The sequence below is a fragment of the Streptomyces sp. NPDC058955 genome (assembly GCF_042741435.1).
Classification (GTDB): Bacteria; Actinomycetota; Actinomycetes; order Streptomycetales; family Streptomycetaceae; genus Streptomyces.
This window is the reverse complement of record NZ_JBHYKM010000040.1, coordinates 41460-63433: the sequence shown is the minus strand read 5'-3', so window position 1 is coordinate 63433 and position 21974 is coordinate 41460. Positions and strand designations below refer to the sequence as shown.

The 21974-nt window shown below is 70.8% G+C and carries 27 protein-coding genes; 9 read left to right on the top strand and 18 right to left on the bottom strand.

Annotated features, from left to right (window positions below; translation table 11 throughout):
- Positions 1 to 181: 181 nt before the first annotated feature.
- A complete protein-coding gene (locus tag ACFW1I_RS17885; protein ID WP_384670663.1) occupies positions 182 to 1054 on the bottom strand; it encodes a helix-turn-helix domain-containing protein in 873 nt (290 codons plus the stop codon).
- A 599-nt stretch (positions 1055 to 1653) separates the two neighbouring features.
- Between ACFW1I_RS17885 and ACFW1I_RS17880 the strand changes: the two genes are divergently transcribed.
- From ACFW1I_RS17880 to ACFW1I_RS17845, 8 genes are all read left to right on the top strand, one after another.
- A complete protein-coding gene (locus ACFW1I_RS17880) occupies positions 1654 to 1959 on the top strand; it encodes a transcriptional regulator (RefSeq protein ID WP_384670661.1) in 306 nt (101 codons plus the stop codon).
- A 1-nt stretch (position 1960) separates the two neighbouring features.
- A complete protein-coding gene (locus ACFW1I_RS17875) occupies positions 1961 to 2980 on the top strand; it encodes a hypothetical protein (RefSeq protein WP_384670659.1) in 1020 nt (339 codons plus the stop codon).
- Positions 2980 to 3681 (top strand): ATP-binding protein, encoded by a 702-nt coding sequence (locus ACFW1I_RS17870; RefSeq protein WP_384670657.1) that lies wholly within the window; start codon positions 2980 to 2982, stop codon positions 3679 to 3681. The genes ACFW1I_RS17875 and ACFW1I_RS17870 overlap by 1 nt, the downstream gene beginning before the upstream one ends.
- Positions 3682 to 3799: 118 nt before the next feature.
- Positions 3800 to 4366 carry a WhiB family transcriptional regulator gene (locus tag ACFW1I_RS17865; RefSeq protein ID WP_384670656.1) on the top strand — a complete coding sequence of 189 codons (567 nt, stop codon included), beginning with the start codon at positions 3800 to 3802 and terminating at the stop codon, positions 4364 to 4366.
- A complete protein-coding gene (locus ACFW1I_RS17860) occupies positions 4363 to 5439 on the top strand; it encodes a DUF2637 domain-containing protein (RefSeq protein ID WP_384670655.1) in 1077 nt (358 codons plus the stop codon). The genes ACFW1I_RS17865 and ACFW1I_RS17860 overlap by 4 nt, the downstream gene beginning before the upstream one ends.
- A 91-nt stretch (positions 5440 to 5530) precedes the next feature.
- The gene (locus tag ACFW1I_RS17855) at positions 5531 to 5755 is read left to right on the top strand and encodes a hypothetical protein (protein ID WP_384670653.1); all 225 of its coding nucleotides are present in this window, start codon (positions 5531 to 5533) and stop codon (positions 5753 to 5755) included.
- The gene (locus ACFW1I_RS17850) at positions 5752 to 6417 is read left to right on the top strand and encodes a plasmid mobilization protein (protein ID WP_384670652.1); all 666 of its coding nucleotides are present in this window, start codon (positions 5752 to 5754) and stop codon (positions 6415 to 6417) included. The genes ACFW1I_RS17855 and ACFW1I_RS17850 overlap by 4 nt, the downstream gene beginning before the upstream one ends.
- Positions 6417 to 8174 carry a relaxase/mobilization nuclease domain-containing protein gene (locus ACFW1I_RS17845; RefSeq protein ID WP_384670651.1) on the top strand — a complete coding sequence of 586 codons (1758 nt, stop codon included), beginning with the start codon at positions 6417 to 6419 and terminating at the stop codon, positions 8172 to 8174. The genes ACFW1I_RS17850 and ACFW1I_RS17845 overlap by 1 nt, the downstream gene beginning before the upstream one ends.
- 737 nt (positions 8175 to 8911) lie before the next feature.
- Here the strand turns inward: ACFW1I_RS17845 and ACFW1I_RS17840 are convergent.
- From ACFW1I_RS17840 to ACFW1I_RS17800, 9 genes are all read right to left on the bottom strand, one after another.
- Complete coding sequence (locus ACFW1I_RS17840) at positions 8912 to 11434, bottom strand: hypothetical protein (protein ID WP_384670650.1); 2523 nt, start codon at positions 11432 to 11434, stop codon at positions 8912 to 8914.
- Positions 11431 to 12135 (bottom strand): ABC transporter ATP-binding protein, encoded by a 705-nt coding sequence (locus ACFW1I_RS17835; protein WP_384670649.1) that lies wholly within the window; start codon positions 12133 to 12135, stop codon positions 11431 to 11433. Before ACFW1I_RS17835 ends, ACFW1I_RS17840 begins: the two co-directional genes overlap by 4 nt.
- Positions 12136 to 12212: 77 nt before the next feature.
- Positions 12213 to 12590, bottom strand: a complete 378-nt coding sequence (locus ACFW1I_RS17830) for a peptidase inhibitor family I36 protein (RefSeq protein WP_384670648.1) — start codon at positions 12588 to 12590, stop codon at positions 12213 to 12215.
- A gap of 391 nt (positions 12591 to 12981) precedes the next feature.
- Positions 12982 to 13248 (bottom strand): hypothetical protein, encoded by a 267-nt coding sequence (locus ACFW1I_RS17825; RefSeq protein ID WP_384670647.1) that lies wholly within the window; start codon positions 13246 to 13248, stop codon positions 12982 to 12984.
- Between the two features lie 348 nt (positions 13249 to 13596).
- Complete coding sequence (locus ACFW1I_RS17820) at positions 13597 to 13926, bottom strand: esterase (RefSeq protein WP_384670646.1); 330 nt, start codon at positions 13924 to 13926, stop codon at positions 13597 to 13599.
- Between the two features lie 76 nt (positions 13927 to 14002).
- Positions 14003 to 14215, bottom strand: a complete 213-nt coding sequence (locus ACFW1I_RS17815) for a hypothetical protein (RefSeq protein ID WP_384670645.1) — start codon at positions 14213 to 14215, stop codon at positions 14003 to 14005.
- A 39-nt stretch (positions 14216 to 14254) separates the two neighbouring features.
- Positions 14255 to 14512, bottom strand: coding sequence for a hypothetical protein (locus ACFW1I_RS17810; RefSeq protein ID WP_384670644.1), 258 nt, complete (start codon positions 14510 to 14512; stop codon positions 14255 to 14257).
- Positions 14513 to 14784: 272 nt separating this feature from the next.
- A complete protein-coding gene (locus ACFW1I_RS17805) occupies positions 14785 to 15153 on the bottom strand; it encodes a MarR family transcriptional regulator (protein WP_384670643.1) in 369 nt (122 codons plus the stop codon).
- Positions 15154 to 15275: 122 nt separating this feature from the next.
- A complete protein-coding gene (locus ACFW1I_RS17800; RefSeq protein WP_384670642.1) occupies positions 15276 to 15623 on the bottom strand; it encodes a DUF317 domain-containing protein in 348 nt (115 codons plus the stop codon).
- Positions 15624 to 15845: 222 nt separating this feature from the next.
- Here ACFW1I_RS17800 and ACFW1I_RS17795 point away from each other — a divergent pair, with 222 nt between their 5' ends.
- Complete coding sequence (locus ACFW1I_RS17795) at positions 15846 to 16112, top strand: hypothetical protein (protein ID WP_384670641.1); 267 nt, start codon at positions 15846 to 15848, stop codon at positions 16110 to 16112.
- A 4-nt stretch (positions 16113 to 16116) separates the two neighbouring features.
- Here ACFW1I_RS17795 and ACFW1I_RS17790 read toward each other — a convergent pair whose 3' ends face one another.
- The 8 genes from ACFW1I_RS17790 to ACFW1I_RS17755 all read right to left on the bottom strand — a co-directional run bounded on the left by ACFW1I_RS17790 (position 16117) and on the right by ACFW1I_RS17755 (position 21926).
- A complete protein-coding gene (locus ACFW1I_RS17790) occupies positions 16117 to 16605 on the bottom strand; it encodes a hypothetical protein (RefSeq protein WP_384670639.1) in 489 nt (162 codons plus the stop codon).
- A gap of 58 nt (positions 16606 to 16663) precedes the next feature.
- Entirely contained in the window at positions 16664 to 17602 is a 939-nt protein-coding gene (locus tag ACFW1I_RS17785; protein ID WP_384670637.1) for a DUF317 domain-containing protein, read from the bottom strand.
- 153 nt (positions 17603 to 17755) lie between these two features.
- Positions 17756 to 18565 (bottom strand): winged helix-turn-helix transcriptional regulator, encoded by an 810-nt coding sequence (locus tag ACFW1I_RS17780; RefSeq protein WP_384670636.1) that lies wholly within the window; start codon positions 18563 to 18565, stop codon positions 17756 to 17758.
- Between the two features lie 23 nt (positions 18566 to 18588).
- Complete coding sequence (locus tag ACFW1I_RS17775; protein ID WP_384670634.1) at positions 18589 to 19413, bottom strand: large ATP-binding protein; 825 nt, start codon at positions 19411 to 19413, stop codon at positions 18589 to 18591.
- Positions 19410 to 20078 (bottom strand): hypothetical protein, encoded by a 669-nt coding sequence (locus ACFW1I_RS17770; protein WP_384670633.1) that lies wholly within the window; start codon positions 20076 to 20078, stop codon positions 19410 to 19412. Before ACFW1I_RS17770 ends, ACFW1I_RS17775 begins: the two co-directional genes overlap by 4 nt.
- Positions 20075 to 20551 (bottom strand): hypothetical protein, encoded by a 477-nt coding sequence (locus ACFW1I_RS17765; RefSeq protein ID WP_384670631.1) that lies wholly within the window; start codon positions 20549 to 20551, stop codon positions 20075 to 20077. The genes ACFW1I_RS17770 and ACFW1I_RS17765 overlap by 4 nt, the downstream gene beginning before the upstream one ends.
- Positions 20548 to 21318, bottom strand: a complete 771-nt coding sequence (locus ACFW1I_RS17760; RefSeq protein WP_384670629.1) for a glycosyl hydrolase — start codon at positions 21316 to 21318, stop codon at positions 20548 to 20550. The genes ACFW1I_RS17765 and ACFW1I_RS17760 overlap by 4 nt, the downstream gene beginning before the upstream one ends.
- Positions 21315 to 21926: a DUF4913 domain-containing protein gene (locus ACFW1I_RS17755; protein WP_384670628.1), complete on the bottom strand. Its 612-nt coding sequence runs from the start codon at positions 21924 to 21926 to the stop codon at positions 21315 to 21317. The genes ACFW1I_RS17760 and ACFW1I_RS17755 overlap by 4 nt, the downstream gene beginning before the upstream one ends.
- Between the last annotated feature and the right edge of the window lie 48 nt (positions 21927 to 21974).

The window sequence follows — 21974 nt, the reverse complement described above, 5'->3', positions numbered from 1 at the left end:
TCCGGTGCAGCGGTGACACTGTTGTCGCCCGTTCCCCACTTCGCTTCTGTCGGCCGCTTACGCGGCTGTGAAGCTCGCACTGGCCTTGGTGCACGCGCGGTCGACCTCAGCGTCAGATGCCAAGGCGGCAGAGCGAAAACGCCTCAGACGGGCCAAGCCCGAGAAGCACTCGCGGATGGCGTCACTGCCCGTCCTGCGCCTCTGGAAGCTTGTGCTTCAGCTCTCCGACGAGCTCGTTGATCTTGGCTATCATCTCGGCGGAGAGGCCCCCGTCGTTGCCACGGGCGGCCAGGCCGAGGATCTGCCCCCTGCGAATCGAGCCGAGGAAGAGGAGTGCCTCCATGAATGCGCGGGCCTTTGGGTCGACCTCGGCATCGTCCTGGAAAAGAGCCGCGTCGACCTGAAGCGCCTTGGCCAGGCCGGCACGCACCACATCAGAAGCCTCGGTGATGGCACCCGCGCGAAGGGCGGCGATGTCGTCGGGCGTGACGGCCGCCACGCCCGCGTGCTCGTTGACGTTCCGCGCGATCTCGTCCTCGGAGGGGGCTTCCTGACCAGCGTACCCGTACTCCAGGAGGAAGTTGATCTTCTCTCCCACCGTGCGGGGGGCGGAGGCGCGCTCGTCACGCGAGGCCCTAGGGTGAAGCCCGAACGAGAGGTCCTGGGCGGCCAGCAACTCCTCTTCGGTCACCCCATACGCCTCCGCGAGCGGCCGCACGTACGCATCACTGAGTCGGCGCCGGCCGGATTCGGCGTTGCTCACGGGCACGCGGCTCGCGCCGATGATCGCAGCGGCCTGCGCCACGCTGAGGCCTGCGTCACAGCGTAGGAGCTGCAGGTCCGGCGGACCATCGTGGGGAAAGAGGACATCGAGGGATTGGCCGAGCGCCGCTGCGATCGCGGGGAGCTTCTCGCCCTTGGGGAAGTCCTGGCCGCTCTCCCAGCGCGCGACCGTAGGGGCGCTGACGCCCACCATCTCGGCCAGTTCCTTCTGATGGAGGTCCTTGCCCCGCCTGACAGCGCGCACGCGGCTGCCGTCGAACTGACGTGGCACATGAACTCCTGCGGGGTGGCGATCGGGCCGACAGTGGCGGCCTCTGGGGCAACTGTAGCCCAGGCTTGATACATTTCCGCAACTGGCGTACGTTTCCGTATCGCACCTGCTGGCCGGGCTTCGGCTCTCTATGGTGCCAGCCCTGGGGACCCCTGTGCATGTGGCGTTGTCGCGGCCACTCGCGCAACGCGCCGTCGGATTCGGTACCCAGTCGTTGCCAGTCGGCCGCTGGGGCGCCTCCCGGTACCGACCGCCGTGAGTCTTGTATGGCCTGAAACGAGCCAGGGATGGACTTGCCACGGGTGTCTACATATGTTCGTCGTCCCCCGTCGGGCGGCGCCCCGGGGAGGGGCGGAATGAGTTGACGAAAGCACGCCGCATGCCTGAGGAGAGGCAGACCGAGGAGGAGGTGGAACGAGTGCGAGTGCACGGTCCGTGACGTGGCTCGGCAAAGAAGACCGGCGCCCGGGAGCTACCAACTCCCAAGCGCCGGGTCGGCACCCCGAGAGGTGCCCATACACATCACGCGGGCGGCGGGGCTTTTGCACGAGAACCGCCGCACCGCGCTTCTACGAAAAACGGAGTATCGCATGCTTGCCATGCCGATCGGAACCCCGGCCTGCCCAGACGCTGGCCGTCGGCGCCGCCTCGCTGCCCAGCTCGCGGGCGCGGCCACGAGCCAGGTCAGCTTCGACGACCCGAAGCAGACGTGGCCCCACCTGCACGCCGTCGTCAAGGACGAGGCCGGGAAGACCATGGAGCTGGACCGCACCACCGCCAGGGTCGCGGGCCGCTGGATCCTGCGGGCCGGGCCGGAGGCGGAGTGGACGCGACCGCACACCTTCCACCTCGCCGACGCCATCCTCACCCGCAGCGACCTGGTCGCCGCCGGTCGGGGCCGCTGACATGGCGCGGATACGAACCATCAAGCCGGAGGCATTCGTCTCCGAGTCGCTCGCGGAAGTGCGCGTCGAGGCCGAGCGGACCTTCTTCGGACTGCTCACCCAGGCCGATGACCATGGCCGCCACCGCGACAACGCCGCGATCATCGCCGGGCTCCTCTGGCCCCTCCGCGCCGAGCACACCTCGGTCCACGTCGAAGACGACCTCCACCAGCTCGCGACCGCCGGCCTGATCTGCCGGTACACCGGCTGCGACGGCCGCCGCTACCTCCACATCGTGACCTGGTCCGACCACCAGAAGATCGACAAGCCGAGCCAGTCGCGTCTGCCCTCCTGCCCGCAGCACCAGGCTGCCGACCGGTGCGCCCCCTGCAAGGGCTCCTGCACCAAGCGGACCGAGGGTTCGTCTGCTGGTCCGCGAGGACTCGCCGAGACCTCGCCGAACACTCCCCGAGCCCTCGACCTGCCCGGGAAGACCACGTCGACGCCTCCCGGACACACGGGCGGGGCCTCAGCCGACTGGCAGGAAGCTGCCGACCTCGCGGGCGGCGCCCTTAGCCAGGCTGGAGAGAAGAGCACAGGTCAGGAGGCATTCTCCGAGGGCTCCCCGAACCTTCCCCGAAGCGTCGGAGAGGGCTCGGCGCCTGGATCTAGGATCTTGGATCCTGGATCCCTTGTCCCTACGGGGCGCACGGCGCCCGCCGTCGGCATCCCGGCCAACCAGCTCGTCGGCGAGTACGTCGCCTCCTGCGACGAGCGCCCGCCCAGCGACGTGATCGGACACCTCGGCCGGATCACCAAGAAGCTCCTGGGCGAGGGCATCGCACCGGAGCACATCCGCGCTGGGCTGGCGAACTTCGCGGCCAACCCCAAGCACCCGAGCGTGCTGACCAGCATGGTCAACGAGGCCATGAACGCACGCTCCGGCGGTTTGGCCCGGCCGGGAATCCGGCCTACCGTGCCCGCCCATCAGGCATGGACCAACCCGTCCGACGCCACTGCCGCCTACGCCGAGGAGCTGTGATGCGCACCCGTCACCGCGAACCGCAGACCCTTGGCGAGGGCACCCTGGACCGGATGGCCCGGATCCTGGCCGCCCGCAACATCGACCCCGCCGCCGTCGCCGTGTCGGCCGAGGACGAGACCGTCTCCCCGCTGGAGGCCCTGTCGGCCGGGATGCCCCCGCGCTACCGGGCCGCCGTCGCCGACCACCCCCAGGTCCTGGCCTGGGTCCGGACCGTCGCCGAGGCCGCCGCCGCCCCCAACCGGGGAGCCCGACGACAGGTCACCACCGGGCCCAGCCTGCTGATGGCCGGCGTCGTCGGCGCAGGCAAGACGCACCAGGCGTACGGCGCGGTCCGGCGGCTGGTGCAGAGCGGAGTCGGCGTGCGCTGGCGCGCGACCACCGCCGCCGACCTGTATGCCGACCTCCGCCCCCGGCCCGGAGTCGACAGCGAGCGGGAGCTGGCCGCCGTCAGCCGCTGCCCGCTGCTGATCATCGACGACCTCGGCGCCGCCAAGGCCACCGAGTGGGTCGAGGAGATCACCTACCGGCTGATCAACCGCCGGTACAACTACGAGCTTCCGACCCTGATCACCACCAACCTGGCGATCAGGGACCTCCGGGCCCACCTCGGCGACCGCGTCGCCTCCCGCCTCGCGCAGATGACCACCCGGGTCGAGTTCGAGCAGGTCGACCGCAGACGGCACCGCCTCGCGGCCTGACCCGCCCCAAGCCACCACGCCGGGCCGCGCCCGCAACGCGCCGCCCCGAGCACTTCCCCGACCCAGCGCACCTCTCCGCCGACGCCCCTGCGCGCGGAGAGCGATCGGAGCACCCCGCATGACCAGCACGACGAACAGCCCCACCCGCCACCGCCTCCTCGGTGACCAGACCTGGCGGGCCGACGCCGTCTGCCAGAGCACCGAGTACAACCCGGTCGACCCCGAGATCTTCTTCCCGGAGCCCGACGAGACCGACAAGATCACCGCAGCGAAGGCGCTGTGCAACCAGTGCCCGGTCCGCCGCACCTGCCTGGACGCGGCACTGGAAGGCGGCGACTCCGACGGCATCCGAGGTGGACTGACCGAGGAGGAACGTCAACCGCTCCACGAGAAGATCGCCGATCGCCTTGACTACAGCCGTGTCAACGACACCATCGCCGGTCGCGACATTCACCTCACCAAGGCCGAGCGCCGCGCGGTCATCCGCGCCGCCTTCCGCCATGGGGTGAGCGAACAGCGCCTGGCCTGGCTCCTGAAGATCAGCGAGGAGCACGCCCAGAAGCGGTACCGCGAACTCCGCCGCGCCCTGCGCAACCGAGAACTCAACCAGCCCGAGACGGTCACTGCCCCATCCGAGGCCGGCAGCGAGCGCCTGGGCCGCGACGACTTCGGGACGGCGGCGTGACCACCGCGACCGCGCCGAGGACGGCGCACATATCCGGCTGGGACCGAGCGGTCGTCATCGCCCTCGGCGGCGCGGGCTGCGCCCTGTCGTACGACGCGCTGCAGCAGATGGCCGTCGCCATCCACATCCGAGGCTTCCTCACCTACCTCTTCCCCCTCGTGATCGACGGATTCATCGCCTACGGCGTCCGGGCGCTCCTGGTCCTGCGCGACGCGCCGCTGCGTGCTCGGCTCTACGTCTGGACGCTCTTCGGCACGGCCACCGCCGCCAGCATCTGGGCGAACGCGCTCCACGCGGTGCGGCTCAACGAGGACGCGGTCGCCAGCACCGGCCTCCGGCTCGGGGACACGGTGGTCGCGGTGCTGTCCACCATCGCCCCGCTCGCCCTGGCCGGTGCGGTCCACCTCTACATCCTCATCGCCCGGGGGCCGGTCAGGAGCAGTGACCGCGAGGACCTCGGTCAGGCCGGTCAGCCGGGTCAGGTCGACCGGGGCGAGGCCGTCGAGGTCACCCGGACCGACCGGGTCGGTCAGCAGCAGCCGGCGGTCGGTCAGGTCACCGTCGGTCAGCCGGTCACCGCGCTGACCGACCGGCCCCCGCTGTCCCTGGACAAGAAGGCCCCCGCCCACCGGTCACTGACCGGGGACACGACCCCGGCGGGCAGCCCGGCGCCGGTCACTGGTCACCCCGGTCACTCCGGTCAGCCGCATGAGGCCGCTGACCTGCCCGGACAGCCGGACACGGCGCGGCCGGTAACTGACCGCGCCGACGACACTGCCCCGGCCACCGGTGACCAGAACAGCCTGGCGGCGGATTCCGGTCAGCCGGTCACCCAGCCGCCGGTCACTGACCGGGTCACCCGGACACCCGGTGACCGGCGGCCCGACCCGGACACCGAGGAGCTGCTGAAGATCGCCCGGTCAGCAGTCAGGACCCAGGACAAGCTGACCCGCAAGGTGGTCGCCCAGGCGATCCGCGGTCAGCAGATCCCGCTCTCCAGCGACACCCTGACCACCCTGATGGCCCAGCTTCGTGCCCAGCACGGACAGCCGGTCACCTCCGCCCGGCCCTGAACGAACCTCCACGGAGCGGGTGACCGATCCGGTCACCCCGACCGGTCACCCGCTCCGGACACCCCTCCCGAACAGAAGCGGAGCACACCTGATGCGCACTCACCCGGCCACGCCCGCCGAAGTCGACTCCTGGCTGACCGTCCTTCACCAGCACGGCCACCTCCACAGTGCCCAGGCCGGCCCCGATGCCACCTGGATCGTGCAACGAGAGCAGCACGATCGCCCCTGGACCCTGCACCACCCGGTCCTGGCCATGGACTGGATCGAGGAACTCGTCCGCGAAATCCAGCAGCAGGACCCCGAGACGAGCCGATGACCACCGACGACCCGGCGGTGACCACGGCCGGAGAGCAGCGTGACCCCACGACGGCTCCTGGCGGAGCAAGCTATCGCGTACGACGGTCCTACGGCCCGTCGTACGCACTTGCCCCCGCCCCAGAGGGCGAGGGAAGCCCAGCTGGTTCCCGAGCGAGGGCGCACGGGGACCAGCCGGGCAGCTGGCACCAGGGAGCGCCGGTCACCGGGGGAGAAGCCGACCGTGACGACCACCGCGAGCAGCCGAGCCCGAGCACGCCCGCCTTCCCCGACCGCACACCGCGCCGCCGCAGCCGCAACCCGAGCGAGCGCACCCGCAAGACGACCACCCGTCTCTCCGACGACGAGAAAGCCGAGATCGCCGCTGCCGCCGCGCAGCGCAACGTCACCGTCGCCCGCTTCCTCGCCGCCGCCGGCCTTGCCGCCGCCCGCGGTTCGACCACCCTGCACACCAACGAACAACTCGACACCGCCATCGACGAACTCGCCGCCCTGCGTACCGCGCTGGCCCGGATCGGCAACAACATCAACCAGATCGCCTACGTCCACAACGTCGGCGGCCAGCCCCGCCCCGGTGAACTCGAACACGCACTGAGCGTTCTGACCAGGTCCCTCGGCCGCCTCGACGACGCGGCGAACGACCTGGTGACCAGGCGACTGTGATGGTTCCCGACATCGGACGCGGCTCCCGCACCCACGGACTGCTCGTCTACCTCTACGGCCCCGGCCGGCGCGAGGAGCACACCGACGCCCACCTCGTCGGCTCCTGGGACGGCTTCGCCCCCGACCCCGGCCGCGACCCCGACCCACAGGTCACCCTCGCCCGGCTCACCGCCGCCCTCGACCTCCGGGTCAAGCAGGCCGGCGACCGCGCGCCCGCCCAGCACGTGTGGCACTGCTCGGTCCGCACCGCCCCCGGCGACCGGCGGCTCTCCGACGAGGAATGGAACGCCGTCGCCCAGCGCATCGTCCACGCCACCGGCATCGCCCCGGACGGTGATCCCGACGGCTGCCGGTGGATCGCCGTCCGCCACGCAGAAGACCACATCCACATCGTCGCCACCCTGGTCCGCGGCGACCTGCGCAACCCGCGGTTGAACTACGACTTCAACAAGGCCCAGGCCGAGTGCCGGCGCATCGAGGAGGAGACGGGCCTGCGCCGCCTCAACGCCGGCGACGGCACCGCAGCGAAGAACCCCACCAGCGCCGAGAAGTTCAAGGCCGAACGCACCGGCCGCCCCGAGACCTCCCGCGAGACGCTCCGCGAAGCCGTCCGCCAGGCCCTCGCCGGAGCCGCCACCGAAGAGGAGTTTTTCACCCGCCTTCACGAGGCGGGCCTGCGCGTGAAGGTGCGCCACGCACCGTCCGGCGACGCCCTCGGCTACAACGTCGCCCTCCCCGGCGACCGCAACCGCCACGGCGACCCGATCTGGTACCCCGGCTCCAAGCTCGCCCCCGACCTGTCCCTTCCGAAGATCCGCCACCACCTGGCCGACGGCCTCACCGACCAGGCCGCGCCCCCCGCTGCCGAAGGCCGACCGGACTGGCCCCCACCCGCCCGAGCACGCCGCAGCGCCACCAGCACCGCCGAGCACGCCGCCAGCCTCCTCGACCGCGACGACGACGAAGCCGCCGCCCACCTCGTCGGCGTCGGAGAACTCCTCGACGCCCTCGCCCAGACCTCCCCCGCCGCCACCCGCGCCGAGCTGGCCGCCGCCGCCCGATCCTTCGAACGCGCGACCCGCAGCCACGTGCGAGCAGAGCGCGCCGACACCCGAGCCATCCGCTCCGCCGCCCGAGGCATCATCCAGGCCGGCGGCGCCCTTGGGCGCGGTGAAGATGGCGGCACCACCGCCATGCTCGTCTCCACCCTCGTCCTGGTCGCCCTCGCCGCCGCCCGCTGGCACTCCGCCCATGGCCACGCCCAGCAGGCCCACGCCGCCCGCCAGACCGCCCAACACCTCCGCACCGCCTACCGCCTCGCCGCCAACACCCCCATGCGAGCACTCCACGACCAAGGCCGCGCCCTGCCCGAGGCCGACCGGCGGAAGTACGAGAGCACCATCCGAACAGTCCTGAAGGAACAGGACGTCCGCACAGAAGGCGCCTCGACGAAGACGGACGCCTTGGCCGCCACCCTCGCCCAGGCCGAAGCAGCAGGACACGACCCAGAGGCCCTCCTCCAGCGGGCCATCGACATGCGCGAACTCGACACCGCCGCGGACGTGAACGACGTCCTGGTCTGGCGCCTGCGCCGGATCGCCCAGCTCCCCGCCCATCCAGGGGTAGATGCTCGTCGCCAGCAGCCTGGCGCCCGGCCGAACAGGCTATCGGCCAACCGCACCAGCGGGCGGAACGTACCCGCAGCGGCGCCGCGCCCTGCCGTCTCCGACCCGCGCAGCCGCCCGCCGCGCCGCTGACCAGTGCGCCCGGAAGGCCGGTCACCGGCCGCCGGATGCCTCGAAATGCCTGGACAGGCGGTTCCACCGGCTGTTACGGCTGAAAACAGCAAGCCTTCGACCGGGAGATGACGCTCGTGCTCAGAACCACCGACCACACCACCGAGCCGGCACCCGTCCTGCCCGCCCTCCTGGCCGGTACCGACCCCCTGCTGCACCTCCAGAACGAGACAGAGCCGGCCGACGGCCCCGGCGCGACCCGCTGCCTCAGCCACCCGCACGAGCTGGCCCTCGGCGGCATCCCCGCGATGTGCCCGGGCTGTCAGGCCCGACGCGACTGGCTGCTCATCAATCACGGCCGCAACGTCTGGGTCTGCTGCCGGTGTGGCGACCAGTGGCTCGAACCCGAGATCAGCCGCGTCGGGTGCTCTTCGGCAGTCCGCCCCGGAAGTCGCATCCGGGGCACTCGTCCTCACCTTGGATGTGGCCCTCGTACCAGCCGTGGACCGTCGCATCCCGTTCAGGACCCGGCGGTCGACGAGCCGCTTCCGCCCCCGTAACGGCTCGGGCAGCAACGGCCGGACGCACTCCCACTCGGCATCGGACAGTTCATGGCGACGTATCACCCCACCGTGATCTACCAGGCAAGATCATGTGAAGACACCGCCTAGCGGCGCTGTCCGGCGACGTTTTGGGAGACGCCGAGGGGTTTCTGGAGCATCTCCAGGGAGACGGCGTACATGTCCGGATGAAAGCGCTCAGTTTTCCGTGCGGTTGAGCGTGTTGCCGATCTTGCGTGGTGCGGCGAGTGCTCCGTAGGCCGCTCCGAGGGCGAGTGTGAGAAGCAGGACTGAGGCGATAGCCGTCCAGTCCATGACGACGGGAATACTGCCCGGCCAGTTCCTCGCGGCGGTCAGTCCCCAGCCTGCTGCGATGCCGAGGACGGCGGCGAGGGCGGCGACGGTGACCGACTGCCAGATGACTACGTTGCGCAAGGATCCCGGGGACAGGCCGATGCGGTGGAGGCGTACGAGGTCGGGCCGTAGCTCGCTGGCGGACGCTGTGATGGTGATGCCGAGGACGGTTACGACGGCTGCGAGCGCAAGGCCGAGCATCAGGTACCACAGCGAGGGCGGGGTGAGTTCGGGGCCGGTCTCGATGCGGACGTCTGCCATCACGATGTCTGCGGCTTCCAGAGCTTTGGTGAGCCGCTCTGTCGTGCCGGGGTCCATGCTGGTGGTGGGGGAGGCGATGACCGAGTAGTCGACAGTTTTCGCGCCGAGGGAGTGCGCCGTCCTGGTCGTGAGGTAGGCGGAAGCGCGGGTGAGCGTGGTGGCGTCGACCGGGTCGGAGCGGACGGCGCCCCCGACAGCCCAGCGGGTTTCGGACTGGTCGGTGCTGGTGGGAAGGCCGTTGGGCTTGGAGAGGATGACGCGGTCGCCCCTGATGTATTCGGGGTCCAGGACCAGAATGCGGCCGTCTTCCAGGGCCTTGCGTTCCTGCTCGGACCAGGTGCGGCCGGTGAGCGACTTGAACGTCTTCTCGTCGTCGACGACCTGGATCGTCTGCTTCCGGTTGTCGGTCTGGCTGCCTGCCAGCCAGGCGATGCTCCAGGAAGGCGTCAGCGCGGGGGAAGGGGATGCCTTCAGGAGCTTTTCGTCGACCGGGTACGTGCCTTTGACGATCGGTGTTCCTGCGGGCAGGACGCTGGCCAGGGCCTGCTCCACGGTGCGCGGGTCGCTTCCGCTGTAGAGGAGTGCTTCCACCTGATCGAGGTGGCGGTTACCCACGTAGGTGGCACGGTCCTGAGCGGTGACGCTGGACAGCGTGCCGAGGATGCCGACTGTCAGGGCGAGAGAGACGGATCCGATGACGATCGCGGAGACCGGGCGGCGGGGGTCTCGGGCGAATGCCCGCAGCGCGATGCGTGCGCTGAGGCTCCTGTCGGCCAGGCGTGCCATGTGTTGCAGAACGTCCGCGATTCGGGTGAGTGCGGCCGCGGCCAAGGACACGATCGCCGTGACGGCGGCGATGGAGGAGATGAGTTCGTCGTCCTGGAAGGCCATGGCGACGGCGATGCCGACGGCGGCCAGGCCGCAGAGCACCGGAGTCCACAGGCGGGCCCGCTTGTCGCTGCGGGCGGGCGTGCGTGCGCGTTCGCGTGCGGGCACGCCCGCCGGGTAACGCGTGGTCAGCACTGCGGCGAGCGATGCCGCGGCGACCGAGAGCAGGATGGTGAGAGCGCCGCCGACCAGGAGCGGGTCGTAGGGGGCGTTGTCCTTGTCGGTGATGCTCGGCAGGATCGGGCGTGCGGCGATGACGAGCAGGCTTCCGGCGAGCCAGCCAGCGGGGACGGCGATGATGCTGGCCCATACCGCGCCGGAGATTGCCGCGTACCTCAGGTCGCGGTCGGGCAGGCCAATGCCGGCGAGAATCGCGAACTCGGCCCGGGTGCGCCGCATGCGCAGGGCGAACGCGCCGGCGGCGATGACGCCCAGGATGAGGATGCCGGGCGCCAGCAGCAGCGCGGGTTCCCGTTCAATCATGGTCCGGGAGCTGGCGATGCCCGTTTTCGTCAGAAGCTGCAGTCCCTTGGTGCCTGCGACCTCCTGTGCCGCGCCGATCTGCTCGGGGTTACCTGCGAGGAGGAGGCCGAATGAGGAGGGCAGGACGTTGGTCGTGTCGGTTCCGGTCTTCGGCCAGGCACGCAGCTGCCCCGGGGCGGCAAGGTAGTCGTAGGCGGCGTGGGCCTGGGGGCTCTCGATCAGGCCGACGATCTGAGCGGGCGCGTCACGCTTCCATCGGTAGGGAAGGCTGTCACCGAGTTTCAGGCCCTCGGCGTCGGCCAGGGCCCGGCTCACCGCGATCTCTCCCAGGTCCGAGGGGAAGCGCCCCTCCAGCACCCGGTACCGGCCCTCCAGCAGGGGTGAGGACCAGTCGGTGTCTACGTAGCGCACTGTGACCGTGCGGTCTTTCGACCAGACGGGGAACTGGCTGTTCTCATCGGCCGGCAGCACTGTCATTCCCGGTGCCCGCTGCTTCAGCTCGGCTGCGAGCTTGTCGGTCAGCAAGGGGTCGGACTGCGAGATGTACCCATCAGCGCCGCGGCCGATGGTGCTGGTGCCTCGTTGCTCGGCCGAAGGAGCCGCGGAGGAGAACAGGCCGGCCGCGAGGGTGGCGAGCAAGACGGGCAGGGCCAGCAGGATTAGGAGGCCGGTGCGCCTTCTTCCGCGTCCGACGACCGTGCGCCTGCCGATGAGGTGGGCGTATCCCTTGCTCACGCTGCGTCTCCCCCGGCGGTGTCGAAGGAGAGGAGTGTGCCGTCGTGCAGTACCGCGACCAGGTCGGCGTGGGAGAGGTTGGCCGGGTTGTGTGTGCTGAGGACGACGGTGACGCCCTCGTCGCGCAACTGGCCCAGTACGTCCATGATCTCGGAGCCCGTCTTGGAGTCGAGGGAGCCCGTGGGTTCGTCCGCCAGAACCAGCGTGCGATCACCGACGATGGCCCGGGCGATCGCGGCTCGTTGCTGCTGCCCTCCGGAGACTTCGGCGGGGAAACGCTCTTCCAGGCCCTTCAGCCCTACCCGTGCCATCGCCTCGGTCGCTGCTTTCATCGCCTCGCGGCGTGACGTCCCGGTGGCTTCGAGGGGAAGGCGGACGTTCTCCGCGAGGGTGAGGTCTGCGAGAAGACTGAAGTCCTGATGGACGAAACCGATCTCCCGCAGCCGCAGCGCGGCCAGTTCGGCCGGACCGCAGTCGTGCACCTGGTGACCCAGCACGTTCAGGTTCCCGGAGTCGACACGCTCCAGGCCGGCGATCAGGTGGAGCAGCGTGCTTTTGCCTGAGCCGCTGGGTCCGGTGAGTGCGGTCAGTGTGCCGGCGGGCAGGGACAGTGAGACGTCCCGCAGGGCCGTCACGGTCTGTTTGCCCATGGCAAAAGTCTTGCCGATCCGGGTAGCGACGATCGCCGCGCTGTTGCCCATGTGAGTGGTTGTTCCTCTCGTACGCGAAGGGGCGGCCGAAAATGCCGGCCGCCCCTGGGGTTATCTCACGTCTGCTGTCAGCACGCGGTGGCGCTGGTGAACTTCTTCGCAGAACTGGCCTCGTCGGAGTCCTGGAAGCTGAAGCTGTGGTTGTTGCTGTTCTGGTTGATGCAGACGCGGCGGCCGTTGTAGCTGTTGTCGGTCCACCAGGCGGCGTCGTAGCCGTAGTTGCTCCAGTACGAGTCGGCCTGGTCGTTGAAGCCGTAGGAGCCCAGGATCGGTATGGCGGTGGTGCTGTTGTCCAGGGTGACCTGGCCGCCCGCGTAGTCGTCGCTGCGGTAGAGGCAGACCCAGCCTCCAGTGGTGCAGCCGGACGGTGCCGCGCTCGCGACGCCGGTGCCACCGATGATCACTGCCGCTCCGAAGAGCGCTGCCCCCAGCAGGTTCCGCTTCATTTCAGATCCCCTCCTCATAGGCGAAGTCATGGCCTTCGCGCATGGCGGATCGGGGCATGAAAAAGGCCGCGAAAGCGTAGAACGCCCTCCCCCGATACGCGGTTCAACGGTTAACGAACCTATCCGTGGGACGGCGTGCATTTTCCTTCGGCATGAAGGATGGCCAGAACCCTGCACAGGCAAAGCGCAACAACAATCACGATCCGTTCAATAGTGGACATTAATAGACTCTGTTCAGGCCACAAGAATGTCAGGTCTGAATGTAGAGATGACAGGCGGTCACAGCAGTCGGTAACCCCCGTAAACCCCACCACAGGCTGACGGCCGTCCGCCGCGTCTGCCGCCAACGACCCTCTGAGTCGCCACCTGCACGATCACGAGCGTCGACAGGTCAGCCAGCTTGACGTGCCGGACGAAGACCAAGATCGCCCGCGAGCGACTCGACGGGCCGACGGGGCGATTCCCGGAGTCGGCGAAGGACAGCACGATCGGTCGCGGAGTCCTGTGACCGACTGATCAGCACAGCGCTGATGGCGCCGGCCGCGACGGTGAGCAAGGCGGCGGCGCAAAGGGCGAAGTTGTCCTGGGCAGCGGCGACGGCGGCAGTGGCCGCGCCAGCGGCGGTGACCGCGAAGGTTCCGGTGAGAAGGTGCTTCATGGTGCTTCCGGAGCGGAGTGTGAGGCTGGGGAGCCGGTGTGTTGCGCAGGTCGCTGCGGAAGCCCCGGCCGACCGGCTGCCATCCATGGAACGTGGCTGGCTTCCAGCGCGGCCGGTCCGGCACGGTTGTGTCGTCGGGAGCGGGCAGGCTGCCCCGGCTATTGCGGCTGCGGGCGGCCTGGACGCTGATGCCCAGGTGGGCGGCGACCTCCGAGTACCCCCAGAGCGGCTGTTCGGCCACGATGTCCTCCTTGTTCGTCGGGGATGAGCGTACGCACGCGCGGGCGGGACGGTATGACGAAGCCGCCCCTGCCTGGTCGGCGAGAGGCGGCCTGGTGCGCTTGTCGGTCAGACCTCGGCGAGGCGGTTCGAGAGGTCGAGGGCGTCGGTCGCGAGGGTGAGGGCGGCGCAGAGGCCGGTCACCTCGTGGAGGGTCGGGCGGACCAGGTGCGGCCAGTCGTCCGGGGCGGCGGGCCAGGAGGCGAGGTGCACCTCCGCGGTGGCCAGGCCCAGGTAGGCGCTGACGTTCCAGCCGGCGCGGGAAGCGGGCTCCCAGTGGAGACGGATGCGGCCGAGGGGGAGCTTCGGGGCGTCGGCGGGGAGCCAGGTGACGTCGAGAGGGCCGTCGTACCGGGGAGAGACGCGCTGAATGAGCGCGCCGCAGACACCGCCCGGCATGGGGCGGTCGGCGAGGCCGTGCAGCGGGTGTATGTGCGGCGAGATGGAAGTCTCCGGGGCGTAGGGGAAGAGGAGGTCAGGACCAGGCGAGGGCGTCGCGGACCGACGGGGTGAGGTAGCCCTCCTGGCCGTCGTCGACGATGAACGCCTTGCCGTCCCGGACGGTGACCTCGGCCGCCAGGTAGTGGGCGAAGGGCCAGTCGGGGTTGACGGCGAGGCGGATCGGCAGGGTGGGGTCGAGGTCCTGGAGCTGGCGGAGCAGATGGCCGACGGTCAGGTACTGGGGCATGGAAGCCTCCGGGAGGGGCGGGGCGGACGGGCGGGAGCGTCAGGAGGCGTCGAGACGGAGCAGGTCCCGGAGGATCTTCGGCCCCTGGGTGTGACTGGCGAGGTGCCGCTTGCGGCATTCGGCGACGTAGCCCTTGCCGCGCTGCTTCATCTCCCAGCCGCACGAGCAGACGGCCTGGGTGTATGCGCGGCCTGAACAGTCGTCGTGAAGCGGCTTGCCGGAACTGGTGTGCTTGTGGCCCGCCGGGCACAGGGTGCCGTCGGCGTGGTGGTTGGTGAGCGGGGCACGGAAGACCATGGTGAAGCCCTTGTGTTGAGGTGGAGGCCGGGAGCTTGCTCATGCGAAGAGGCTGTGCTGCCATCGGCGTTGTTCGGCTCGGCGGGCGACCCGGCGGCGAAGACGCCTGGCCCGGCGGCCGTACTGGCCGGGGAGTTAGTAGCAGGTGCAGCGCCGGGCGAAGGCGCACTTGCGGCGGTAGCCGGGACGCGTGGCCAGCAACATGCGTGCGATCGGGACCTCCTGTTGAGCCGGTGGGAGCGGAGAGGCCGGGCGGCTTTGAGCAGGCGACGTCAGAGGGCCAGCCGGTAGGAACGGACATCAGAGGACCGGCCCCCCTTGGGGGCGACCAGGCCGTCGGAGATCAGATTCCGGAGGGAGCTGACAACGCGTGCCTCGCGGAGGCCGGTGGCGGCGCTGATCGCGGGGAGAGACGCGTCGGGGTTGTTCGCGAGGTAAGCGACGACCCGACCGTCGCGACGGCGGAGGCGGTCCTGGAAGAGACCCGCGGTGTAGGCCAGTCCCACCCCGCAGCAGGCGAGGGGAAGGCCGAGCAAGGCCGAGCCGGGACCGGTGAAAGAGTCGTAGCCCGCGAGCACGCTGGCTCCCATGCCCGTGATGACGCCGGAGGCTCGGACGAGGTCGTCTGAAGAAATAGACATCTTTGGTGCCTTTCGTTCGTGAACGGGGATCGTGCGGATCCCGGGTGTGGGCTTGGACGGATCCCGGTGGTCGGCGCGGGGGGGGGGGGGGGCGCCCCCCCCCCCCCCCCCCGACCACCGGTTCAGCGGGAGGAGTGGGCGACGAGAGCCGAGATGAACCCGGCCACCGCTTCGGCGGGGGTGTGGGTGCCGAACTCCTGGACCCACGCGTCGCCTTCGGTAGGCAGTACCTGGACCCGCCAGACGATGTCGCGCGTCCAGGCGGAGGGGTCCTCGGGGAGCCAGCCGACGTAGACGCGGCCGTCCGGGCTCGTCGCGTGAACGTTGGCCTCCGGGGTCGAGACGACCACCCAGTCGAGGCTGGCGAGGAGTTCGAGGACCGGAGTGGCGCAGTGGTCCGAGGAGAGCCAGCGGCGGTCCTCCACGGAGGGGCGGACGACGGCGGGCAGGAGGGTGGCGGAGACGTTCACGGCTAGACGATCCCTTCGTTGACCTGCGGTTTTTCCCAACATCCGTACGTTGACATGTGTCATGCCGAAGTCCGTAGTCGTTTCCGGGGACGGTCCGTCTGCCGTGGGCGAACTGGCCGAGGACGGACCGCCAGGACGCCGTCGGCGGGAATGGAACGGCGGCCGGGGGTGTCGTAACCGAGTTACGGCGGTGAGCCGTACCGAGCCGGAGGGGGAGCAGGGATGACGGAGCCGAGCAGACACTGGTACGGGGCCGGGCGGGAGAGCAAGAGCAGGGCGGCCGGGCGGCCGTGGACGGTCGGCGACATCGCGATGGTCGCCGACGGTCAGTGGGGCGTCGGAGCGCAGTCCGACCGGTGGCCGGACGAGGAGATGGTGGTGGAGCACCGGGTCGCGGACGGCCGGAGCGTCGAGCTGACGGTGGAGGAGTTGGCCCGCGCGGTGGGCGTCCGTACCGAGGACGCCGACCGCGACGAGGACCTCGCCTGACTGGTCAGCGACGCGGCCCCGAGGCGGGCGCCGACGGCCCGACGGCAGCCGCAGGAACGGGCTGGTCGGGCAGCCGGCCCGGGGCGTGCGGGGCGAGCCCCGAGCGGGCGATGGCGGCCCGGGACAGGCTCGCTGCCGGGCCACGGTCCGCCGTCGAGGAGGCTTCACGTGCCTCGACCACGCGCCGGATCGCCTGCACGTGCGCACCGCTCTCCGCGAGCGCGACGCGAAGGTCGGCCGCCGAGCTGACGACCCGGTCCAGCTCGTAGTACGCCGGCACGTACCCGGGCCGGGTCAGGGCGTGCAGACGGTCCTGGTGGACGGCCGCCGCGTTGTCGGTGATGGCCAGGGCCGTACGGATGTGCATGGCAGAGCGCAGGAGCGGGTCCTCGCAGGGGCGGCGGACCGCGAGGACCTCCAGGACTTCGATGGGCTGTGCCCAGGCTTTCTCGATCATGGAGGTGGCCTGGTCGAGCGCGGTGGTGTCGGGCATGAGAGGACTCCTGGCGTACGGAGGGGCGAAGGGGCGTCTGGGTGGGGCCGGGCGGGAGTCAGCGGCTGTGCCGGCGCGGCGGCGAAGCGACCGGCGGCCGGGCTGCGGCGGCGGGCGCAAGGGTGGAGGACCGCATGCGGGCCGAGGACGTGGTACGGCTCTGAGCCGCCATCACGCGGAGGTCGGCGGCTGTCCGCGGAGCGCGCGCGGCACGGCGGACGGCCTCGGTGACGGCGGTACGTCGCACGTCGAGCGGGGTCGGGGCACGAGAGCCCTGAGGAGCGGCAGCCGGGGTGACCGGGGTCAGCGTGACCAGGTGTTCCACTTCGCGGTGGATCATGTGCCGCTCGCGGACCACCGGGGCCGAACTCGCCATGACGGCGGCCGTCGCGGCGATCAGATGGGACGGGGTACGGGCGGTGAACACCGCCTCCGCCCGCGTGCCCCAGCCCCGAGGGCCGGCCCACAGGGTGACGGCCTCGTCGTCCCAGGGAGGGAGGTCGTTTCGGATCAGGGCGCCTGCTTGGCCGTCGGGAGCCCTGACGCTGACGGTTCCGTGCATGGCCGGCTCAAGGCGCCAGCTGGCGTCGAGCAGCGGCCGGACGGCGTCGGCCCGGTAGAGCGAAGGGTCCGCCAGGAAGCGCCCGTTGTTCTCGTACGGGTCGGACGCGGCGTAGTCCTGGGCCAGGGCAGTGGTGAGGCCGGCGACGATCTCGGCGGGGGTGACGTGGTTGAAGGTTGCCGTCCAGCGGGGCGGGGCGACGGCGTCCTCGGCGGCGGTGATTTTCCACAGGTCGAAGTCGTCGCCGAACCAGCCAATCCGGATGCGCTGGTCGGGCGAGGTGACGAGGAGCTGGCAGGGGCCGTCGTCGAGGTGGTGGTGCGGCCAGTGGGCCACGGGGGCGAAGCCGGCGTCACCGGCCCCGTTGGAGCCGGCAAGGTACAGGGGACTGACCAGTACCTCTTCATTGCGGGACGGGTCGGAAGAGGGGGACATGTTCGAAGCTCCAGGCGTGGAGGGAGAAGGGGAGGGGCCCGCGCGCGCAGCGAGTTGGACGGCAGGAGCGCGCGGACGCCGTGTCGACGGAGGGGCGCCGCGGTTCTCGGCACCACCCGGCTCACCGTGACCGCCCCGGAGTGGACTGGGTGGTCACGTAGGACGGCACCCGCGGTTGCGGCTGGGGGGCGTGGCTGAACAGGGAGGCCGGCACAGCGGTGCTCCGGCGCAGGGCCGCTGCGGTCCGGGCACCGTCCGCCCCCAACGGGACGCCGGGGTGGGTTCGCTGGGTTGCTGCGACGGGGCGGGAGGCGGCGGGGTCCATCGCGTGGGCAGGGCGGCGCTCCAGTGGTCGACGACCGCGTAGACGGGGCCCAGTGCCCGGCCTGCTTCGGTCAGGACGTAGGGGGCGCCGTGGCGCGGGTCCGTGCGGGTGACCAGGCCGTCGGCCTGGAGTCGGAGCAGGCGCTGCTGGGTGTGGCTGTAGTCCAGGCCGGTCTGCTCGGCGACGTGGACGAACCGCATCGGGCCGTTCACGTCGAGAGCCTGGACCATGGCGGTGGTGTGCCGCAGCCGTAGGCGCTGTACGGCGTTCTCGACGCGCTCGGCTTCGGCCATGGCGCCGGGTGGCAGGTAGGCGCGGGACCAGTCGGCCAGGGTGCGGTAGACCGGCGTCAGGGACTCGCCGAGCGCGCTGAGCCGGTACGGGGCTCCACGACGTTCGTCGGCCCGGACGACCAGTCCGTCGGAGTGCATCGTGGCCAGCCGCCTGCCGACGTACTGCTCGCTGATGAAGGGGAGCCGGGCGGCGGCATCCCGTACACGCAGGGGGCTGCGCTCCTGGGCCAGGGTCATCACCATCCAGGTGGTCCAGTTCGGCCCCATCAGGGCGAGTGCGTCCTCGACGCGCTGCGCGTCGATCGATTCGAAGGAGAAGGTGGGGGGCTGAGCGGGGTTGGGCATGGAAGCGTCCTGTCGGGATGGAGTCAGCGGGAGCGGGAGGCCGTGTTGGCCGTCCCGGCGACGGGCGCGGCGGTCGAGTCGGCGACGGGACCGGGGCCGGCCGGGGCGTTGCTGCGGATGAGGGCGGCGTTCACGCGCGGTGCCGCCGTACGCGCTTCCCGCAGGGCGACTTCGCCTCGCGGAGTGAGTGAGAGGAGCTGTCCGGGCCGGTACAGGCTCTCGCTGGTGTCCTGGTGCAGCAGTCCGTCGGCGACCAGCCGCTGAACGGTCTCGGGCCAGACCTGAGGGGCGGCGCTCGGGCGTCGGCTGTCCGAGAGGTAGGCGTAGCCGTAGAGCGCGCTCTGGTGGAATCGGAGGCCGCCGGCCTCGGCGGCTTCGAGAGCCCTGAGCCGGCGATCACCCACGATGGCCCAGTCGTCGTCCCGGGCGGGATCCTGCTCCTGGTCCGCCTCACGGGCCTTCGCCGTCGAGTGCTCGGTGCTGGCCTCGGGCAGAAGACGCCGGTATGCGGAGACGGCCTCGACGAGACGGTCGTAGGCCCGATCCTGCTGAGTGAGGAGGTCTCCGAGCTTCGGGATCGAACTCCGCAGGATCGCGTACGAGACGCGTGCACCGCCGAGCTTGCCGTCCCCGACGGGTCCGAGCAGCCGGAGAGCGTCCTTGGCAGCGTCCGTCACCTGGTCGTGCCGGGCATCAAGTTCGTACGCGGCCCCGATCACCCGTGTCGCAGCCTGGTACAGCGGACTGCCGGGGCGGTACGTGGTGTTGAGCGCGGTGACTTCCGAGACGCCGAGCGTCTCGGCGACGAGGTGAAGACCGGGCTGCTCGTTCGGGTCGTAGGAGTTCACCGGGCCGTCTCCATCCGGGCGAGCAGGGAACGGACCAGGGTGGGCAGGTTGTTCGGTCCGTCGTCGGTCCGGACGTGGTCGCTCGCCTCGTCCAGGACGTACGCGGCGTCTTCGAGCAGTCCGCTGGAGATCTCCATGCAGGCGTCGGTGATCCGGGAGGCGGCGAGCAGCGACTGGGAGAGGACCTCGACGTAGTCGTTCGGTGAGAGGCCGGCGGCCTCGGCGGCGGTCCGGATCGCCGCCAGCTCCAGCGCGTTGAACGCGAGATCGAACTCGCCGTCCTGGCCGGCATCGCCGGACAGGGTGAAGGCCGGGTCCCGGGGCTCGGAGGGGATGCCCACGCGGGTGCAGATCTGGTCGACCGAGGCGGTCAGCTCGGTGAAGGACTCGGTGAGCCAGCCCAGCGCGGCAGCGTAGGAGGCGAGAGTGAACAGGCCCGCCGGCGTGGCCGGGCGGGGCACGGCGGCCACCAGCCCTTCGAGCCGGTCGTTCAGCTCGCCGACCACCCGGGGTCCGGCGGACAGCGGGCCCAGCACGGGGTGCAGGTAGGAGCGGCTGGCGGCCGTCGGGTACTCGGCGGCCACGATGCCCGAGACGCTCTGCGCGGCCTCGGTGAGAAGGCCCGCGAGTTCGGTACGGGACAGGGGGGCGCGGTCGTCGGTCATCGCGAGGGGGCCTTTCGGGAGGCGGCGGCCTTGGTGGGGACTGCCGGGACGGAAGTTGCCGGGGTGGCCGGCGGGCGGCCGGAGGTGAGGGAGGAGCGGGACCGGGCAGCCTGGACGCGGGCCTCGGCGGCGGAGGCCGCCGCGGTGTCCTGCGTCGGGGCGGTGCGCAGGTGGGCCGTGCGGTAGACCGCGTAGTCCTTCCGGCTCCCGGCGGCGACCAGGTAGATCTCGCGCTTGTGGTTCGAGGCCGGAGGGGCCGGGCGGAACTGGATGACCAGCCGGTAGGACACGGACGGGTCGACGTAGACCTTGTGGTAGCCGGCGAGGCGGTCCTTCAACGGCAGGCAGTCGTCGCTTCCGTGGACCAGGTTCTGCAGTTCCAGCAGCGCCAGGTCGCGGATGTTGTCCGGGAGTTCGCGCAGGTCCGCGATGGCGTCGGGGTGCGCGGCGAAGGCGAAGCGGGCCCGGCTCACAGCAGCCGTCCTTGGGCCGGGCGGCGGCCTGCTGCGGCTGGCGGTGTGCGGGGGGCGTTGACACCGGCCTTCGGTATCGCGGGGATGCCGGCCGACCGGGAGAGGGCGGCGCGGGCCCGGAGTACGGCGCCGTCTGCGTAGCGGTACTCCGGTGGCTCGGGCAGCGGGCCGTCTCGGTCGTCCAGCCAGGCGTGGGCGGCGTCCTCGTCTGCGAACGCGCCCTCGCGCATCGTGTACGTGCCGGCGGCGTGGTCCCACATTTCGTGGAAGACCCGGATCGGCGCCTCGGAAGGCTGGGTGTCCCGGGTCAGTGTCCACGTCTCGCTTGGGTCGAAGTCCGAGGTGTGGGTGTCAAGGACCTCGTACCGGGTGCCCGATCCCCGGATCTGTTGCTCGACCTGGAGAGTGAGATCGTCGGCGGGCTCCAGGAGGCCGTCGCGGATCTTGGCGATCTTCTCGGGCGGACAGCCGCGCTCGACCAGCCACGCCTGGGCGAAGGACACCGTGGCGTGGTAGCTCGTCTCCAGGGTGAACGTGAACCTGCTCAGGTCTCGCGCGACCGCGATCGCCATGATCTGTGGCTCGCCGGGCACCCCCCACGTAACGGACTGATCGTGGGCGACGACGAAGCTGTGGGAGCCGTTGGGCGTGGTGTGGTGCTGGGACAGCGCCCTCAGGTCGCCGGACCAGAATCGCTCCACTGCGTCCGCGGAGGCGGGATCGGCGGGGGCGAGTTCGTCGAGATCGAAGTCGAAGTCGTCGTTCACGCCGCCACCTCCGCGTACTCGGGGGCGGGAGTGGACAGGACCCGGTGGTTGGGCCGGGTCGGGCTCGTCGTGCACGCGGCGAACGGACCGTCCGGGGCGCGCAGGTGCACCAGGGCCTGGTCCAGGTGGTCGCGGTGCCACGTGGAGGGGCCCGCCAGACCGGCCTGCTTGTCGGTGAGCTGCTGCCATGCGAGCCAGAGCGCGTGGAGGCGGGCGACGGCCTCGGGGTGGTCGTGCCACTGCGCGCACCACGGGCGCGTTGTGCTGATCTCCCGGCCGTACACCGGCAGGAGGAGGTGGTTCACCCAGTTGCTGAGGGCGGCGAGTTCGACGGCGTACGCCTCGCCGCCCAGGGCGACGATGAACACCGAGGCAGGGCCGTCGGTCTGTTCCGGGTCGTCCGCCCCGGCTTCCGCAGCCCCGTCCTCCTGCTGGTCGGCAGGAGGCAAGGGGTCGGGTTCGGAGCCGAGGCGGTCGAGGATGACGCCGTGCCGCTTGACCTCCGCGATGGTCTTGGCGAGGGCGCTGGCGAGGTCGTCGAGGTCTTCATCGGAGACCCGGAACGGCACGGGGCCGGGGGTGGAGGCGGTCGGGCTTGTGTCGGACATCGGGGCGTGCTCCATCTGTGAGACGGCGACATGCCCGACAGGATCCGG

What these genes read in the sequence shown, in the direction of transcription:
- ACFW1I_RS17880 (WP_384670661.1), top strand. Translation starts at nt 1,654, where the DNA reads ATGCCGATCGGAACCCCGGCCTGCCCAGACGCTGGCCGTCGGCGCCGC.
- ACFW1I_RS17875 (WP_384670659.1), top strand. Translation starts at nt 1,961, where the DNA reads ATGGCGCGGATACGAACCATCAAGCCGGAGGCATTCGTCTCCGAGTCG.
- ACFW1I_RS17870 (WP_384670657.1), top strand. Translation starts at nt 2,980, where the DNA reads ATGCGCACCCGTCACCGCGAACCGCAGACCCTTGGCGAGGGCACCCTG.
- ACFW1I_RS17865 (WP_384670656.1), top strand. Translation starts at nt 3,800, where the DNA reads ATGACCAGCACGACGAACAGCCCCACCCGCCACCGCCTCCTCGGTGAC.
- ACFW1I_RS17855 (WP_384670653.1), top strand. Translation starts at nt 5,531, where the DNA reads ATGCGCACTCACCCGGCCACGCCCGCCGAAGTCGACTCCTGGCTGACC.
- ACFW1I_RS17850 (WP_384670652.1), top strand. Translation starts at nt 5,752, where the DNA reads ATGACCACCGACGACCCGGCGGTGACCACGGCCGGAGAGCAGCGTGAC.
- ACFW1I_RS17845 (WP_384670651.1), top strand. Translation starts at nt 6,417, where the DNA reads ATGGTTCCCGACATCGGACGCGGCTCCCGCACCCACGGACTGCTCGTC.
- ACFW1I_RS17835 (WP_384670649.1), bottom strand. Translation starts at nt 12,135, where the DNA reads ATGGGCAACAGCGCGGCGATCGTCGCTACCCGGATCGGCAAGACTTTT.
- ACFW1I_RS17830 (WP_384670648.1), bottom strand. Translation starts at nt 12,590, where the DNA reads ATGAAGCGGAACCTGCTGGGGGCAGCGCTCTTCGGAGCGGCAGTGATC.
- ACFW1I_RS17825 (WP_384670647.1), bottom strand. Translation starts at nt 13,248, where the DNA reads ATGAAGCACCTTCTCACCGGAACCTTCGCGGTCACCGCCGCTGGCGCG.
- ACFW1I_RS17820 (WP_384670646.1), bottom strand. Translation starts at nt 13,926, where the DNA reads ATGCCGGGCGGTGTCTGCGGCGCGCTCATTCAGCGCGTCTCTCCCCGG.
- ACFW1I_RS17815 (WP_384670645.1), bottom strand. Translation starts at nt 14,215, where the DNA reads ATGCCCCAGTACCTGACCGTCGGCCATCTGCTCCGCCAGCTCCAGGAC.
- ACFW1I_RS17810 (WP_384670644.1), bottom strand. Translation starts at nt 14,512, where the DNA reads ATGGTCTTCCGTGCCCCGCTCACCAACCACCACGCCGACGGCACCCTG.
- ACFW1I_RS17805 (WP_384670643.1), bottom strand. Translation starts at nt 15,153, where the DNA reads ATGTCTATTTCTTCAGACGACCTCGTCCGAGCCTCCGGCGTCATCACG.
- ACFW1I_RS17795 (WP_384670641.1), top strand. Translation starts at nt 15,846, where the DNA reads ATGACGGAGCCGAGCAGACACTGGTACGGGGCCGGGCGGGAGAGCAAG.
- ACFW1I_RS17790 (WP_384670639.1), bottom strand. Translation starts at nt 16,605, where the DNA reads ATGCCCGACACCACCGCGCTCGACCAGGCCACCTCCATGATCGAGAAA.
- ACFW1I_RS17785 (WP_384670637.1), bottom strand. Translation starts at nt 17,602, where the DNA reads ATGTCCCCCTCTTCCGACCCGTCCCGCAATGAAGAGGTACTGGTCAGT.
- ACFW1I_RS17780 (WP_384670636.1), bottom strand. Translation starts at nt 18,565, where the DNA reads ATGCCCAACCCCGCTCAGCCCCCCACCTTCTCCTTCGAATCGATCGAC.
- ACFW1I_RS17770 (WP_384670633.1), bottom strand. Translation starts at nt 20,078, where the DNA reads ATGACCGACGACCGCGCCCCCCTGTCCCGTACCGAACTCGCGGGCCTT.
- ACFW1I_RS17755 (WP_384670628.1), bottom strand. Translation starts at nt 21,926, where the DNA reads ATGTCCGACACAAGCCCGACCGCCTCCACCCCCGGCCCCGTGCCGTTC.